This window comes from Sinomicrobium halophytocola (assembly GCF_052983395.1).
The window spans coordinates 119,326-136,080 of record NZ_JBRKIT010000040.1 but is presented as its reverse complement, the minus strand read 5'-3'; the positions used below and the strand labels follow the sequence as shown (position 1 = coordinate 136,080).

The 16,755-nt window shown below is 45.2% G+C and carries 7 protein-coding genes; all 7 read left to right on the top strand.

Annotated elements, in window-relative coordinates; genetic code table 11:
- The first annotated feature begins 113 nt into the window (after positions 1–113).
- The 7 genes from ACVBDY_RS17390 to ACVBDY_RS17360 all read left to right on the top strand — a co-directional run bounded on the left by ACVBDY_RS17390 (position 114) and on the right by ACVBDY_RS17360 (position 16,672).
- Positions 114–1,244, top strand: a complete 1,131-nt coding sequence (locus tag ACVBDY_RS17390) for a Gfo/Idh/MocA family protein (RefSeq protein ID WP_447176728.1) — start codon at positions 114–116, stop codon at positions 1,242–1,244.
- A 541-nt stretch (positions 1,245–1,785) separates the two neighbouring features.
- Complete coding sequence (locus tag ACVBDY_RS17385) at positions 1,786–2,874, top strand: DinB family protein (RefSeq protein WP_447176727.1); 1,089 nt, start codon at positions 1,786–1,788, stop codon at positions 2,872–2,874.
- 171 nt (positions 2,875–3,045) lie between these two features.
- Complete coding sequence (locus tag ACVBDY_RS17380; protein WP_447176726.1) at positions 3,046–7,221, top strand: hybrid sensor histidine kinase/response regulator transcription factor; 4,176 nt, start codon at positions 3,046–3,048, stop codon at positions 7,219–7,221.
- Positions 7,222–7,336: 115 nt separating this feature from the next.
- A complete protein-coding gene (locus ACVBDY_RS17375; protein ID WP_447176725.1) occupies positions 7,337–10,120 on the top strand; it encodes a glycoside hydrolase family 2 protein in 2,784 nt (927 codons plus the stop codon).
- A 379-nt stretch (positions 10,121–10,499) separates the two neighbouring features.
- The gene (locus tag ACVBDY_RS17370) at positions 10,500–13,622 is read left to right on the top strand and encodes a SusC/RagA family TonB-linked outer membrane protein (protein WP_447176724.1); all 3,123 of its coding nucleotides are present in this window, start codon (positions 10,500–10,502) and stop codon (positions 13,620–13,622) included.
- A 12-nt stretch (positions 13,623–13,634) separates the two neighbouring features.
- Positions 13,635–15,218, top strand: coding sequence for a RagB/SusD family nutrient uptake outer membrane protein (locus ACVBDY_RS17365; protein ID WP_447176723.1), 1,584 nt, complete (start codon positions 13,635–13,637; stop codon positions 15,216–15,218).
- A gap of 23 nt (positions 15,219–15,241) precedes the next feature.
- Positions 15,242–16,672, top strand: a complete 1,431-nt coding sequence (locus tag ACVBDY_RS17360) for a hypothetical protein (protein ID WP_447176722.1) — start codon at positions 15,242–15,244, stop codon at positions 16,670–16,672.
- Positions 16,673–16,755: the final 83 nt, after the last annotated feature.

Genomic DNA, 16,755 nt, shown 5'->3' with positions numbered 1-16,755 from the left:
AGATAGTTTGTCATTTAACGAAACCGAGGAATATTATTGTTAAACAGGTAATTCGGAATGGGAAAAAGATATTATTTTCCCTAAATTAGCACGTATATTCAGAATTTAAGCTTATGAACCCACGTCGTGACTTCCTACAAAAAATAGCAGCTTCGGCTGTATCTTTACCGTTTTTATCCTTATACGGTTATTCAAACTATCTCGACTTTGGCAGTGATCCTTATGACGGGCCCGTATTACGTGTAGCCATCATGGGACTCGGAAGTTATGGAACCCGGGTAGCCAAAGCTATGGAATCCTGTAAGCGGGCAAGACTTGTCGGCGTGATCAGCGGGACCCCTGCCAAGATCAAAGATTGGCAGGCGGAGTACAATATCCCGGAAAAGAACTGCTACAATTACGAAAATTACGATAGTATAAAAGACAACCCGGATATTGATGCCGTATATGTTATTACACCGAATGCACTTCACCATGAAGGCGTGTTGCGGGTAGCCGCTGCCGGAAAGCATGTCATATGTGAAAAACCTATGGCCTTAAATGCCAGGGAAGGACAGGAAATGGTAGATGCCTGTGAGAAGGCGAATGTGAAACTACTGGTCGGTTACCGCATGCATTTTGAACCGAATACCCTGGAGATCATCCGGATGCGAAATGAGGGTGAATTGGGGAAGGTACTGTTTTTCCAGGGACTGAGCGGTTTCCGTATCGGTGATCCCGGTCAGTGGCGGCTGAATAAAGAACTGGCAGGTGGTGGCGCTTTGATGGATATAGGTATTTATTCCATTAACGGCGCCCGTTATATGGTAGGCGAAGAACCCGTTTGGGTAACGGCACAGGAAACAAAGACAGATCCGGTTAAATTCAAAGAAGGTGTAGACGAAACCATACAGTTTCAACTCGGGTTTCCCGGGGGAGCGGTCGCTTCCTGTTTGTCGACCTATAATATGAACAACCTGGACCGCTTTTTCCTGAATGGAGAAAAAGGATTTGCCGAATTGCAGCCCTCTACCGGTTATGGACCCATAAAAGGGCGTACACACCAAGGCGAATTAACAAAGCCACATGTAACTCACCAGACCGTACAAATGGAAGAAATGGCCGCGATTATTCTGGAAGGCAAACAGCCTGTTGTACAGGTTGACGGAGCAGAAGGTGTGAAAGACCTAAAGATCATCGATGCTATCTATACGGCTTGTAAAACCGGGGAGAAACAGGAACTGGAGTTACAGAAAGTAAACTAGGGCCTGTTAACATTCCACACGCAAAGGTACTTTTTGGCTTGAAATTCCAGGCTTGGTTTTTACCTTGAATACGTAAATTATCCTTTATTTCTGTGTGTTGTATATTAACAATAGCTCCGTTACTTTAGTACATGACAAAATTCAATTATGCAGGATTTTCCTCTCCCGAAAGCTTTCGGGATTTGACCCCGGCCATTTCGACTGTCCCGATATTTATCGGGATCAATGCACCGCCTAAAGGGAGAAATAGAGGAAAATCGGGTTCCCTTTAGGGGTAGGGTAAAACTGATTTTCCGACAAATAGTGCCAAAATCTAATTTTGTCATGTACTAAACTCCGCTACTTTTCATTTTTACTTTCCCTTACACAAAAAACATACACGGCTTTTTATAAAAAAGACGGATAAACATGTAGAAAGGGTCATCTCTTACGGCATTATAGTTCGTGAACTTTATTTAAATCTTAAAAAAATACTAAATAAAAGTTAAAATATTGAGTTGGAAAATCATTATTTTTGATAATCAACCAAAAAAACAGAGATATGAGAATACTTAAAAGAATCCTTTTGGTGCTGGTGATTTTAATTGCCATTCCACTTATTGTAGCACTGTTTGTAAAAAAAGACTATACCGTAGCGCGTGATATTGTGATCCATAAACCGAAACAGGAGGTCTTTGACTATGTAAAATACCTTAAAAACCAGGATAATTACAGCACGTGGGCAATGAAGGACCCCGATATGGAAAAAACGTATAGCGGAACAGACGGTACCGAAGGGTTTGTCTCGGCCTGGAACAGCAATAAAGAAGATGTGGGGTCAGGCGAGCAGGAGATTAAAAAAATAACAGAAGGAGAACGAATAGATTTTGAACTCCGATTTTTTAAACCGTTCGAATCCGTTTCCCCGGCATACATGACCACCGAAGCCAATTCGGAAAACCAGACCAAAGTAACATGGGGCTTTGAAGGGCACATGAACTACCCGATGAACCTGATGATGGTATTCGTGGATTTTGAAAAGGTGATCGGGGACGACCTGCAGACCGGTTTGAATAATTTAAAGGAAATTCTGGAATCCAGGCAAACCATAACTGCCGGCAGCAAGGAATTTTTGATCGACTATTTTAAGCAAACTGCAGATAATCTGACGGAAAGTGTGTCCGGTTTAAGTGAGGCCCAGTTACAATTCAAGCCTGCAAAAGACAAATGGTCCGTAAGCCAGTGCTTAGAGCACATCGTCACTACGGAAAACATGTTGTCTGGTATGGCCCTGAAAGGTTTGGAAGGTCCCGCCAATCCGGAGGAAAAGGACGAAGTGAAATTTTCCGATGAAGAACTTATTGCATCTATTACCGACCGGAGCCAAAAGGCAGAAGCTCCGGCAGAACTCCGGGGAGAAGGTAAGTATACCGATTCTGGAATGGCTATCCGGGACCTGGAAACAAGCCGTAAAGCCGTTTTGGAATATATAGAAAATACTTCTATGGAAAATTTACGCGATCACGTTGTTGAATTTCCTTTCGGGAAAGTGGACGGTTACCAGTCCTTATTGTTCGTTGCCGCACATAGCGCAAGGCATACCCTGCAGATAGAAGAGGTAAAGGCCGATCCGGGTTTTCCTGAAAATTAGGAACAGGAAGCAAGCCACCGGGAAGTGAGAATAAGGTTCACTGTCGATTTACATACAGAACTGTCAGGCCAAAAGGAATAGCCGGGCAGTTCTTATGAATCATGAAATTCGACACAACCAGAGATGAATTTGTATATTGGCAGCGGATTGACAATTTAACCCGATAATATTTTGAAGTACCTGTTTTCCATTATAGTAGCGCTTACCTGCATCCTTAACTCTTCCGGAAGTCGGCTGCCTACACAACCGCGTTTTTCCCATATTGATATTAATGAAGGATTGTCACCGGGATCCGTTAATTGTTTTTTTAAAGATGAAAATGGTTTTGTCTGGATTGGTACCTCTTCAGGACTTAATCGTTACGACGGGTATCAAATGAAGGTTTTTCGTTTTGATCAGATGGAATCTAATGTGCATAAAAACAATGATATAAAGCAGATTTTCGAGGATCCTTTGGGCAATATATGGATTCAAACAGCCTGGGGGATCAATATTTTAAATCCTGAAACAGAAAAATTCACCAATGACCAAAGCGAAGTCCTCAGACAACTCGGCATGCAAAAATTCCCCGAAGTGCTGGGGATCTACAACGACAAAAACAATAATTACTGGTTTATTCATGATCAGGGCACTTTAACAAAATATGAGACCGGGACCCAAAAAGTTATACCCGTAACCGTTCCATCTGAAGAGGGAAGAATTGTTTCTCAGGATATTTCCAATTTATCACAAGATTCCGAAGGTAACATTTGGTTTGTAGATCAGTCAGGCATTATTAAAAAAATTGACTATAAGACGAATAGGGTTAGATCTTTAAACCGGGCTATAACCAATCTGCCGGAAGGTTCAAAACCTGCATTCAAACTATTTGTTGACGGGGATGATGATATCTGGGTCTATTATACCGGGGACAACGGCTTGTTTTATTACGATGCGGATAAGGATAGTTTGTCAGTGTTCCATAAACAGCACCCTGAAACCAGGCTTAATTCCGACCGGATCAGTGGCATCGTGGAGGAAGAAAATGGCAGTATATGGGTTGGTACGGATCACGGAGGGATTAATATTATAGATAAAAGTGATTTTTCGGTTACTTATATAACCCAGAATAAGGAGATTAAAAGCGCCCTTTCCCATAATAGCATCACTTCTCTCTACAAGGATAATGAAGGAATCATTTGGGTGGGAACCTTCAAAACCGGGTTGGATTTCTATCACCCGAACCTGATCCGTTTTCCGCATTACAGGAAGCTCGCTTCAGATCCGAAAAGCATTCCTTTTGACGATGTAAATACTTTTGCCGAAGACCGGTCGGGAAACCTCTGGATAGGGACTAATGGAGGAGGGCTGATTTATATGAACAGGTCCACGGGAGAATATACCCAGTATAAAAATGACCCGAATGATCCCGGCAGTCTTAGCAGCGATGTGGTGGTCTCTCTTTTGTTAGACGCATCCAATACCTTATGGGTAGGTACTTATATGGGAGGTCTGAACCGGTTTAATGGCAAAACCTTTCAGCGCTACAAACACGATCCGGACGATCCGGACTCAATAAATGATAATAATATCTGGAAGATGTATGAAGATTCCAGGGGAAATTTCTGGATAGGGACATTGACCGGCGGGTTGGATTTATTTGACAGGGAGCAGGGAGTATTTCATCATTCGGTAGATCACGACGGCCTGTACCCGCTGCACACCAATTTTGTTTCGGCAATTACCGAAGACAAGTATGGTAATCTTTGGGTGGGGACCGGAAATGGTATTGAGGTATTTAACCCGGAGACCGGTGCAAACAGGTATTATGAACATAACCCTCATAAATCCAATACTATAAATAGTAATTCTATACTGTCCATTCATATAGACAGCCGGGATAACGTCTGGGTAGGAACGAATAACGGACTAAATTTATTCCGGGAAGAGGAAGACGGTTTTTTGTCGTTTTCGCGCAAAGACGGATTGTCCGGAAATGACATCCTGGGGATCATGGAAGATAATGAGGGGGATCTCTGGCTTACAAGTTCTTTCGGACTTTCCCAGATGGTGAGAAAATGCTGGGAAGAAGGCAGGTTTTTTGTACGGAATTACGATCAAAGTGATGGACTTCAGGGAAACGTGTTCAATGTTAATTCCTATTACAAAACAAGTAATGGCGATCTCATAGTTGGTGGTGCTAACGGGTTTAATCTCTTCAACCCGTCAAACATCGGCCAGAACACCGATGTGCCGAAAGTTGTTTTTACCTCGTTCTATCTTTTTAACAAGCCTGTGGAGCAGGACCAATATCTCAACGGCCGGGTTTTACTGAAAGGGCCCTTATCCGTTACCGAAAACATTACACTTAAACACGATGAGAATCTTTTTTCATTGGAATTCTCAGCCCTGAATTATATCCATCCCTCCAAAAACAAATACAAGTACAAGCTGGAAGGCTTTGACCAGGAATGGCAGGAAGGAAATTCGGAGATGAGACGGGTAACCTATACTAATCTCGATCCTGGTACCTACCAATTTAAGGTACTCGCTTCCAACAACGATTTGAAGTGGACGCCGGAAGATCAGCTTGCGACTATGGAGATCACCGTCCTGGCCCCTTTTTATAAAACACCCATAGCCTATTTTCTGTATTTTGTATGTATTGCCTGTTTGTTATATGCTTCCAGGTACAGGACCCTGAAAAAGCAAAAAATGCGTTTTCAGCTGGACCAGGAAAGACGGGAAGCCAATTATTTGCATAATCTGGATTTGATGAAGATCCGGTTTCTGACCAATATCAGTCATGAGTTTAAAACCCCGCTGGCCCTTATATTATCCCCGGTGGAAAAACTCCTTAAAAATTCGGAGGAGAACAGCGATCAGAACAAGCATCTTGAACTTATACACCGGAATGCACGGCGTTTGCTGAATATGGTCAACCAGTTACTGGATTTCAGGAAGATCGAGCACAATTCACTCGACCTTAGCCTTTCACAGGGAGACCTGATCAAATTCATAGAACAATCCGTCAATTCCTTTCAGGTAATCTCTGAGAATAAACAAATAGAGCTCGGCTTCCATACCGGAAGAAAAGAATTTCATACTTCTTTTGATATGGACAAAATGGAAAAAATAGTGTTCAACCTGCTTTCCAATGCCTTTAAGTTTACCCCTGAAAAAGGGCAGGTGGTTGTTGAGGTGGAAATAACGGATGCCCCGGAGTTAGAGAAGTCTTTCAAATACATGGTGCTACGTGTCAGGGATAATGGCGTGGGAATCCCCCAGGGGGACAAGGAACTGATATTTGATCGTTTCTACAGGTCCGAAACACCCGAAACACTGGTCAACCAGGGGAACGGAATAGGACTGTCCATAGTGAAGGAGTTTGTCGGAATACATGGTGGGACCATTAGTGTGGAAAGCGAAGTAGGTAAGGGGAGTACATTTATTTTAAAACTACCGTTGGAGGAATTGGAGGCCGATTCCAGCTGTAAACTGACGGGTGTGGATTGCAAGGACCCGGAAACGGAATTTCTGCATTATATTGACAATGAGGATACCATACGTATGGAACCCATTCCGGTTGTTGACCATCCACGGAAATCCAGGGTTCTGATCATAGAGGACAATGAAGATTTCCTCTTTTACCTGAAAGACGGCCTTACACCGTATTTCCAGGTAGAGGTGGCAAAAAACGGTAAAGAGGGGTGGCAAAAAACACTTTCAACCCTGCCCGACCTTATTGTCAGTGATATTATGATGCCTGTAATGAACGGTGTGGAACTCTGCCAGAAAGTAAGGAACGATTCCCGGACCAAACACATTCCTTTTGTCTTGCTTACCGCTCAGAACTCGGAAAAACATCAATTGAGGGGACTGAAAACAGGGGCAAGTGATTATATCACCAAGCCATTTAGTTTTGAACTGTTATTATCCAGGGTCAATAACCTTATAAAGCAAAGAAAGTCCTTTCAGAAGGAATATGAAAAGAAAATAACCATCCGGACCAGCGAGGTCGACCTGCTGTCTATGGATGACAAATTCATCCGGGATGCCGTCAGGATCGTTGAAGACAACATAAGCAATCCCGATTTTTCCGTAGAGGAACTGGCAGGGAAATTAGCGGTAAGCCGTACATATCTCTATAACAAAACGGTGACCTTACTGGAAAAGTCGCCTTTGGAATTCATCCGGAAAATAAGGCTGGAAAGAGGAGCGGAATTACTGAAAAAAAGCCAGATGACCATTGCCGAGGTTGCTTTTACGGTAGGTTTTAACCACCCCAAATACTTTTCCAAATACTTTAAACAGGAGTACCGGATGCTGCCCTCGGAATTTATCAGTAAAAAGCAGGAAGTTCAGTAAACGGCCTTCCCGGAATATAAGCCTGTGAACAAATGAGCTATTTTTGTGATAAAATCGTCCATACCCTTTAGATTTCATTGGACATTTTTGCTCCTATTAACTTAACTAATGCATTATGAAAAATTTCCGCCCTAATACCTTATGCATTTCTGTGATCCTGCTCGTGGGAACTCTATATGCACTTCACGGGCAAAACACAGACAGGGTTTATCTGTCAGGTAAAGATAAGGATAACACAAAACGTTGGGAATTTAAGGTTTTATCGGGAAGGAACCGGGGGGACTGGACCCAGATCAATGTTCCCGGACATTGGGAAACTCAGGGTTTTGGCAGCTACACCTATGGATTTGACAAAACCAATCCTGATGAAATAGGATACTACAAGAAGGAGTTCCAAGCAGAAAATAGCTGGAAAGACAAGGAAATCTCTATCGTATTCGAAGGTGTTATGACAGAAGCGGAAGTAAAGATAAACGGGAAACCGGCAGGCCCCGTTCACAAGGGTGGGTTCTACAGATTCAGTTACGATATTTCGGGGTTCCTCGATTTCGATAAAAACAACCTGTTGGAAGTCACGGTAAGAAAAGTATCCACCGATGCTTCGGTGAACGAAGCAGAAAGAATTGCGGATTTCTGGACATTGGCAGGAATATACAGACCGGTATACCTGGAGATCAAACCTCAGACAAATATCGGGAGGATCGCTGTCAACGCAGAAGCCGACGGGCAACTCGCAATCGACGTATATGGTTCTGATCTCAGGGGGCACCAGGAAATAAAGGCTCAATTATATACCCTCGAAGGAGAAAAAATAGGGGAGCCCGTTCGAAAAAAGATAAACAAAAACGAAGAAAAGGTCCGGCTGGAAAACAAATACGAAAATGTCAAAACCTGGAACCCCGAATTTCCGTACCTGTACAAACTACAGGTAAGTATTTTGGACAAAGGGAAACTGGTGCATACGACCGAAGAACGGATCGGATTCAGGACGGTAGAGCTCCGTCCGAAAGACGGTATCTATGTCAATGGCCGTAAAGTTATATTCAGGGGCGTGAACAGACATAGTTTCTTTCCGGAAAGCGGGCGCACCTTAAACAGGGAGCTTCACCTGCAGGATCTCGGATTGATCAAAGAGATGAATATGAACGCGGTCCGGATGTCGCATTACCCTCCCGATGTGGATTTCCTTCATTTGTGCGATTCCTTGGGATTGTTTGTCATTGACGAACTCACGGGGTGGCAGGCCGGTTACGATACTGAGGTCGGCCGCCCGCTGGTCAGGTCACTGGTCACCCGGGATGTCAACCATCCTTCGGTAGTATTATGGGCCAATGGTAACGAAGGGGGCTGGAATACCGAACTGGATGGTGATTACGCACTTTACGACCCGCAAAAACGTCCGGTAATACATCCCTGGGAGAGATTCAACCATACCGATACCAAACATTACCCGGATTTCAATTATGTAACCAACGTTTCCCTCTACAGTACCGATATTTTTTTTCCGACAGAGTTCATGCATGGCCTTTATGACGGCGGGCATGGCGCAGGTCTGGAAGACTTTTGGGATTTGATGCTAAGGAATCCCCTAAGCGCCGGCGGCTTCCTGTGGGTATTCAGCGATGAAGGGCTGGCAAGGGACGATATGGAGGGTAAGATAGATACCCGGGGAAATCTGGCACCCGACGGGATACTGGGGCCGTACAGGGAAAAAGAGGGTAGTTTCTACACCATACGGGAAATATGGTCGCCCATAGTTGTTGGACAGAAAAGTATAAGCCCTGGCTTTGACGGCAAGCTGCCCGTTGAAAACAGGTACATCTATACCGATTTGAAGGATTGCAGGTTCACTTGGTCGTTGAAAAACTTCCCGGGGCCTGATGATGGGTCTACTGAGGTTACGGTGATGAAGACCGGAGAAGTAAGCCCAATTTCGCTGCAACCCGGTGAAAAAGGCTTTATGGAACTGGGACTCCCCGCGAACTGGAACACCTTTGACGCCCTTTACCTTATGGCGATTGATCCGCATGACAACGAAGTATTTACCTGGAGCTGGCCGTTACGTGGCCCCGAAGGCCCTTCTTCTTATCCTTATCCTGCTGCTTCAGGGAAAGGAGAAAAAATAAGGGTATCGCAAAACAATGATAAACTATTCATTAAGGTGGATCGGATCGAATATGTTTTTGACAGGTCTTCCGGCTACCTGGACCGGGTAAAGAACGGGGAAAAGACAATATCCATTTCAAAAGGCCCCATGCTTGCAGGCTACGATCTTGACCTGGAGAATTTTAAGCACTATAGGGACGGAGATGCCTATATGGTTAGGGCTGTGTATAAGAAAGAACCCTATTTCCAGGCTGTCTGGACCTTTAGAAAAGGCCATCCGGCTGAACTGAACTATGAATATAAGGTACCGGGCGGGAGTGATTTCATGGGAATAACCTTTCAATACCCGGAGAAACACATCAAAGGGATGAAATGGTTGGGAAAGGGGCCGTACAGAGTATGGAAAAACCGCTTAAAAGGAGTAGGGTTCGGGGTGTGGAAAAAATCATACAACAATACCGTTACAGGAGAAAGCGGGTGGGAATATCCCGAGTTCAAGGGGTATCATGCCGATCTTCATTGGGTGAAAATTGACACTGATGAATCTCCCTTTACCATACATTCTGGTACTTCCGGGCTGTTTTTCCAGATGCTTTCGCCGGAAAAGCCCCGGGGAGCCGGTAATGATTATACCAGTCCCCCTTTTCCCGAAGGCGACCTGGGCTTTCTTCATGCCATAAGCCCCATAGGTACCAAGTTCCACGCCCCGGAGACCTTGGGTCCCCAGGGCCAAAAGAACATAATGATAAACTACACTCCTATAAAGGGAAGGCTGTGGTTTGATTTCAGATAACATAATTGTCGGGCCCCTCAGGGAGTATTCATATCCCGGTACTCCCGGAAAGGCCCGTTGAACGAAATTACTTACCGGAAACTCCCGGCGGACTTCCTCTTTTTCCATAAAACGATCTCCCGATCCTGTCCTAAATACTGATTTACGGAGCTTTCCCGGGATTAGTGGTCATTGCCTCCCTGATTTCCTTGGGACTAGCCTGTACCTCCTCTTTGTGAACAAATAGTCTATGATTATGATGATTTGATGTACTCCCTATTCCCTTAACTCATATACTTTGCGATTGTTAATTACTCATTAAATAAGCACTAAAAATAGTTTTTAAATAATTTAATGAGATGCCAATTATTAAATCAACAATCAATCAAGTTAAAAACTTATGACAAAAACTAATCTCAAACTAAAGTTGGGAAAAAACAGTGTCACATCCCTGTTTTTTATCCTTGCTTGCACATGGTTCGGTTTTGCACAGGAAATTACGGTAAAAGGAACGGTTACTTCCGCTTCGGATAACATGCCTCTGCCGGGTGCGAGTGTATTTATAATCGGAACCAACACTGGTGTGACTACCGATTTTGACGGTAATTTTGAACTTTCCGCTCCTCCCGAAGCTTCGCTCCGGGTAAGCTATATCGGTTTTACCGCCCAGACCATCAGCATAAATAACAGGAAAGTCATAGATGTTGCACTAAGCGAAGACGTTGACATTCTGGATGAAGTAGTGGTTATTGGTTACGGGACACAGAAAAAGGCCCTGGTGACCGGGGCAAATGTACAGGTAGGTGGCGAACAACTGCAAAAGCAGAGTACCACCAATGCTTTGCAGGCCCTGCAGGGGCAAACTCCTGGGGTTCAGATAACTTCTACTTCCGGGCAGCCGGGGTCGGGTTTGAATGTAGTTATCCGCGGATTGGGGTCAACGGGAGGCAATGCACCGCTTTACGTAGTGGACGGCGTGCTGACAGGGGACATATCGTACCTGAACAACTCCGATATCGAATCGATCTCTATTTTAAAAGATGCCGCTTCGGCAGCTATTTACGGTTCACAGGCTTCCAATGGAGTGGTCCTGGTTACTACAAGAGGTGGCAAAAAAGGAGATTTACAAATGACCTTCGACCAATATTACGGTGTACAGAAGGTGGCCAATAAAATAGATATGCTCAACGCCGGGCAATACGCCAGCATACTCAATGAAGCTGCCGTAAATTCCGGAAAACTGCCTTATTTCAGCAATAGCGATATCGATGCCATAGGAAGCGGTACGGATTGGATGGGTGCCATGTTCAAAGACAATGCGGTAACCCAGAATTATACCCTGGGTGTTTCCGGGGGCTCGGAAAACTCCGTGTTCTCATCATCACTTTCCTATACTGCCGAAGAGGGTATTGTCGGTGGAAGAGACCTCTCGAATTACGAGCGTTATAACTTCAGGATAAATTCCGAACACAAGCTCTACGACGGTAGAGTGACGTTTGGGGAGAACCTGAGTTTCGCCTACATTAAGAACAATGGAGTCGGTGTAGGCAACCAATACAATAACTCGTTAAGAGGCGCATTCAATACAAATCCATTGGTACCTTTTTATGACGAAAACGGCAACTATTACAATACTTCCGATGATACCGAAGGCTGGTTGGCCGGACAATCAAATCCGTATGCTTCCATGGTTTACGGAAACCAGAACAGGAACAACAGCCAAAAACTTGTCGGTAATGTTTACCTGGAATTCGAATTGCTGAAAAACCTTAAATTCAGAACAAGCCTGGGGATCGATTATACGGCTAACGAAGGGCATTCATTCAGTCCCATCTATCAATTATCCGTCTATAATTTCAATAACTACACTACGGCCAGCCAGTCCACGAGCAAAGGACACTCTCTCCTATGGGATAACCTGCTGACCTATAAGTTCAGTATTGCGGAAAACCACAATTTCGAAGCTATGGCGGGGACTTCCTCATTCAAGTACGAAGACAATTATATGTTTGGAAGCAATGTTAACCTGGTTTTTGACGATTTGGAACGTGCCTGGCTGGACAATGCCCTGAACACCGACGGTGCGCAGATAACATTAAATGGCGGACCTAGGAATATCAACAAAAGGATGTCGTATTTCGGAAGACTGAATTATAGCTACAAAGACAAATACCTTTTAAACGCCACCTTCAGGGCAGACGGTTCTTCGCAGTTCCACCAGGACAACCGATGGGGCTATTTTCCTTCGGTTTCGGCGGGATGGATAGTTACGGAAGAAGAATTTCTCGGCAACACCAGCTGGCTGGACTTCTTTAAGTTGAGAGGAAGCTGGGGCCAGGTGGGTAACCAGAACGCGGGTAACTTTCAATACCTGTCGCCCGTAACATTTGCATATACCAATTACATTTTCGGAAATGAAGAAGGTGTTCTGTCCCCCGGAGCCTATCCGAGCAGATATGCCAATCCTGACCTGAAATGGGAGGCTTCCGAGCAGATAGATATCGGTTTCGATGCCCGCTTGTTCCGCAACAGCCTGACGGTTAATTTCGATTGGTACAAGAAGACCACCAAGGATTGGCTGATCAAGCCTCCTATCCTCGCTACAGCAGGTGCCGATGCTCCCTGGATTAATGGTGGAGATGTAGTAAACAAAGGGGTAGAATTGGCCTTAAGTTACCGTGGTAATATTAAAGACCTGAATTTCACGGTAGGAGTTAACGGTGCTTACAACAAAAATACCGTGGGTAACATTCCCACGGAAGACGGCATTATTCATGGAGAAGCCAACCAGTTGTTTGATAATTCTTCAGAATTTTACCGGGCACAAAGCGGGTATCCTCTGGGATATTTCTGGGGACTCGAAACCGCGGGTATTTTTCAAACCGAGCAGGATGTATTGAACCATACCTCAAACGGAACTGTAATACAGCCTTCGGCACAACCGGGAGATGTTATTTATGTCGATCAGAACGGGGATGGCAGTATCAATGACCTGGACAAGATAAACATCGGAGACCCTAATCCCGATTTTAATTTCGGTTTTAACATTGCACTTGACTACCAGGCCTTCGATTTATCCCTGCAGGCCAATGGGGTAGCGGGCAATCAGATCGTACAATCGTACCGGAACCAGTCCAGCCAGTATGGCAACCACACCACGGCAATCCTGGACCGCTGGCACGGCCCCGGTTCGTCCAACAGTGTGCCCAGGGTTACCGAAGACAACAGGAACTGGGTAAACTTTTCCGACCTCTATGTACAGGACGGGGACTTCCTGAGGATCAGCAATGTGACTGTTGGTTTTGATATAGCTAAACTAAAGTTGAACAAAAAGTTCTTCGCCAGCCAGTTCAGGGTTTACGCTTCTGTGCTAAACCTTTACACATTTACCAACTATAATGGTATGGATCCCGAGATCGGATATGGAATTTCGAATGACGATTATAACTTTTCTTCGGGCGTAGACCTCGGGTATTATCCCAGGCCGAGGACATTTATGATGGGATTAAATGTTAAATTCTAAAAACTTTGAAAGATGAAAAATTCCTTAAAATATATACTGATACTCGGCGCCTTGGCATTGGGGGCTTGTTCAAAAGACTACCTGGACGTAGAACCGCAGGAGGGGACGGACGAGAATTTTTACAATAATCCCACCAGTGCTTCTTATGCGCTTGTAGGATGCTATGACGGCATGCAGATCGCTTCCGGGGGGATTGGCGGATTGAGTTTCCCTGTAGCAAGCGAAGTACTTTCGGATAACTGCTTTGGCGGTACGGGTAATTCCGACGGATATGGCTTCCAGGCTGTAGATGAATTTGATATTTCCAGGTCGCCTGCCGATGCCAACCTGTACGAAAATAACTGGATACAATATTACAAGGCACTATATCGCTGTAATGTGTTGATACAGAAGATGGCCGATATCGATTGGGGCGATGATGCCGATATAAAAGTACAATACGAGTCGGAAGCCCGGTTTATAAGGGCACACCTGTATTTTGAAATGGTACGCCTCTGGGGCCATATACCGCTTATTATCGAACCGACCACCGAAAATGTCCCCCAGGCAGATCCTGATGAGGTGTATAAGCTGATAGCCGAAGACCTGGTTTTTGCCGCGGAAAACCTTCCGGAAGAACCTTACACCGAGGCAGAAAGCGGAAGGGTTACCAAATGGGCCGCCGAGGCTATGATTTCCAGGGTATTCCTTTATTATACAGGCTACTACAATGCTTCCGACCTGGCAGGAGTAGTGAGTGAACCCCAGGTCCTTGCTTACCTGGAAGATGTGATTGCCAATAGCGGGCACAGCCTGGTAGATGATTTTGCCAAGCTGTGGCCGGCAGCCTCTGTCGAAGATTATGCCGGTGAAGACAACCCGGAAATCGTGTTTTCCGTAAAACATACCTATACCAGTGATTTTGATGGAAACACGGATGGCAATCACTGGATGGTGATGTTTGGTATGCGGGACTATGACCACTATCCCTACGGACGAGGTTGGGGGGTAACAATAAACCCTAAATTGTGGAATGCTTATAATGAGAATGATACTCGCCGGGGAGCCAGTGTCATTGCTATTGATGAAGAGGAGATCCCCTATGACAAACAAGATGGCCACAGGGAATATACGGGCTATTACAACAAAAAATACAGCCCGATGATTGATGAAGATGGAAACAGTGTTACCGACGAGGTAGGAGGAGAGAATTTCCAGATCGGTCAGTTCCAGGACTATTTTGTCATGAGATATGCCGATGTGCTGTTGATGGCTGCGGAGTTGGGCAGTTCCAATGCCCAGGCGTATTTTAACCAGGTACGGCAGAGGGCCTATAAAGAAAATTTTACGGCCATCCCGGCAAATCCACAAAACATTTTGAGGGAACGGCAATTGGAATTTGCCCTGGAAGGTATTCGGTATTGGGATCTGCTTCGTCAGGGGATCAGTACCGCGGGGGCAGAACTGGCCGAGAACACCACCCTCCTGAGCGGAGGTGTAGCGACCAACAAGGTGATTTCCGCTCAAAATGTGGAGAGTACCGGCGGATTGCAACAAATACCGAACAACCAGATAACGCTCTCCAATGGTGTGTTACAACAAAATACCGGGTGGTAACAGTTAATTTAAAAAGATAAGACATGAAAATTTTCAGATATACTTTATCCATGTTATTGCTGACAGGGCTACTCGCAATATCCTGTCAGAATAACGATTACGAACTGGGAGAAAAACTGGATAGATCGGATATTCAATTCGAAGTTATCCAGGATTTCGATGCCGATGCCGGGGGAAATACGGTGATCCTGATAAACAACACGCCGGAGACCGTTTCCATATGGGATTACGGCACCGGGCGTTCCAACCGTGCCGTAGATACCGTACGATATGCCTTTAAAGGTGATTATACCATCAAATTCTCGGCATCAACAGCTGGTGGAGTAGTGGAAATGGATCCTGTGGATATAACCGTTACGGATGACAACCTCAACTATGTAAGCGACCCGCTTTGGGAAGCGCTATCCGGGGGTGTCGGCAATTCCAAAACCTGGTACCTGGACCTGGATGCGGATGGGGTTTCCAAATATTTTGAGGGTCCTCAATATTTCTATGGTCCGGATATGGGATGGTTGGAAGGCGGTGGTTCCTGGGATGGAGGTGATACCGGTTGTTACGGTGGTGATGATACTACTTGCTGGAATTGGAACCCGGATTGGGCCGGAAATCAATGGCTCGCTCCTGCCGGAGATTACGGTTCCATAACCTTTAGCCTGGACGGAGGACCGTTTGTCACTGCCGAGCATTTGATGATCCCTTCAAGAGGTACCGAATCCGGGACCTATTTCCTGGATCAGGATGCCAAGACACTCAACCTGGTTGATGTTGGAATATTGCACCAGGAAGGAAACGAAAATTGCGTAGATAACTGGGGAAGTATCAGGATTTTTTCGCTGACCGAAGACTACATGCAGCTCGGTGTTGTAAGAAAAACCAGTTGCGATCCTAATCCCGCTTACCTGGTATACAACTTCATCTCCAAAGAATATAGTGACAACTGGGTGCCCGAAGAAACCATCCCTGAGCCCGACGAAGGTTTCGACCCTTCCTTTGCTCCCGGAGAATTGCTGGGTATGCTTACAGGTGGCGCCGGGTCCGGAAGAACCTGGACGATGGATGCCACAGGTAACCCCATAGATTGGATTGCAGGAGGCAACGGGTGGACCACATCACACGCAGATACGCGCGACTGGGGCTGGAACGATAGCTGGGATGCTGCCGTAGACGGGGCCTGGATCAGGTTTGACCAGTTTGGGGGAACCTTAAACTACGTCCGTTACCAAAACGGTGAAGAAACTACCGGAACATTCAGTATTGAAGAAGACACCAATAAAATTACATTGGAAGGAAATACCCTGCTGCAAAACGATGAAAGCGAACTGAATTCCACAGCCAATGTCATCACAGTAGTAAAAGCCTATGGCGATGAATATACAGAAAAAGGCATCTGGTTCGGGACAAGTTATGACGAATCCAAAGACGAATGGTTTGCCTTTCATTATGTAATACCATAAACTATAGATTGTTGATGATGAGACCGTTTCCGGTTTTAGTGGATTTTCATTTTTTGGAGGCGGTCCATCTTTTTTAACCCTTA

Bases quoted from the DNA above. Each gene is read 5' to 3' on its own strand.
- ACVBDY_RS17390 (WP_447176728.1), top strand. From the start codon at position 114: ATGAACCCACGTCGTGACTTCCTACAAAAAATAGCAGCTTCGGCTGTA.
- ACVBDY_RS17385 (WP_447176727.1), top strand. From the start codon at position 1,786: ATGAGAATACTTAAAAGAATCCTTTTGGTGCTGGTGATTTTAATTGCC.
- ACVBDY_RS17375 (WP_447176725.1), top strand. From the start codon at position 7,337: ATGAAAAATTTCCGCCCTAATACCTTATGCATTTCTGTGATCCTGCTC.
- ACVBDY_RS17370 (WP_447176724.1), top strand. From the start codon at position 10,500: ATGACAAAAACTAATCTCAAACTAAAGTTGGGAAAAAACAGTGTCACA.
- ACVBDY_RS17365 (WP_447176723.1), top strand. From the start codon at position 13,635: ATGAAAAATTCCTTAAAATATATACTGATACTCGGCGCCTTGGCATTG.
- ACVBDY_RS17360 (WP_447176722.1), top strand. From the start codon at position 15,242: ATGAAAATTTTCAGATATACTTTATCCATGTTATTGCTGACAGGGCTA.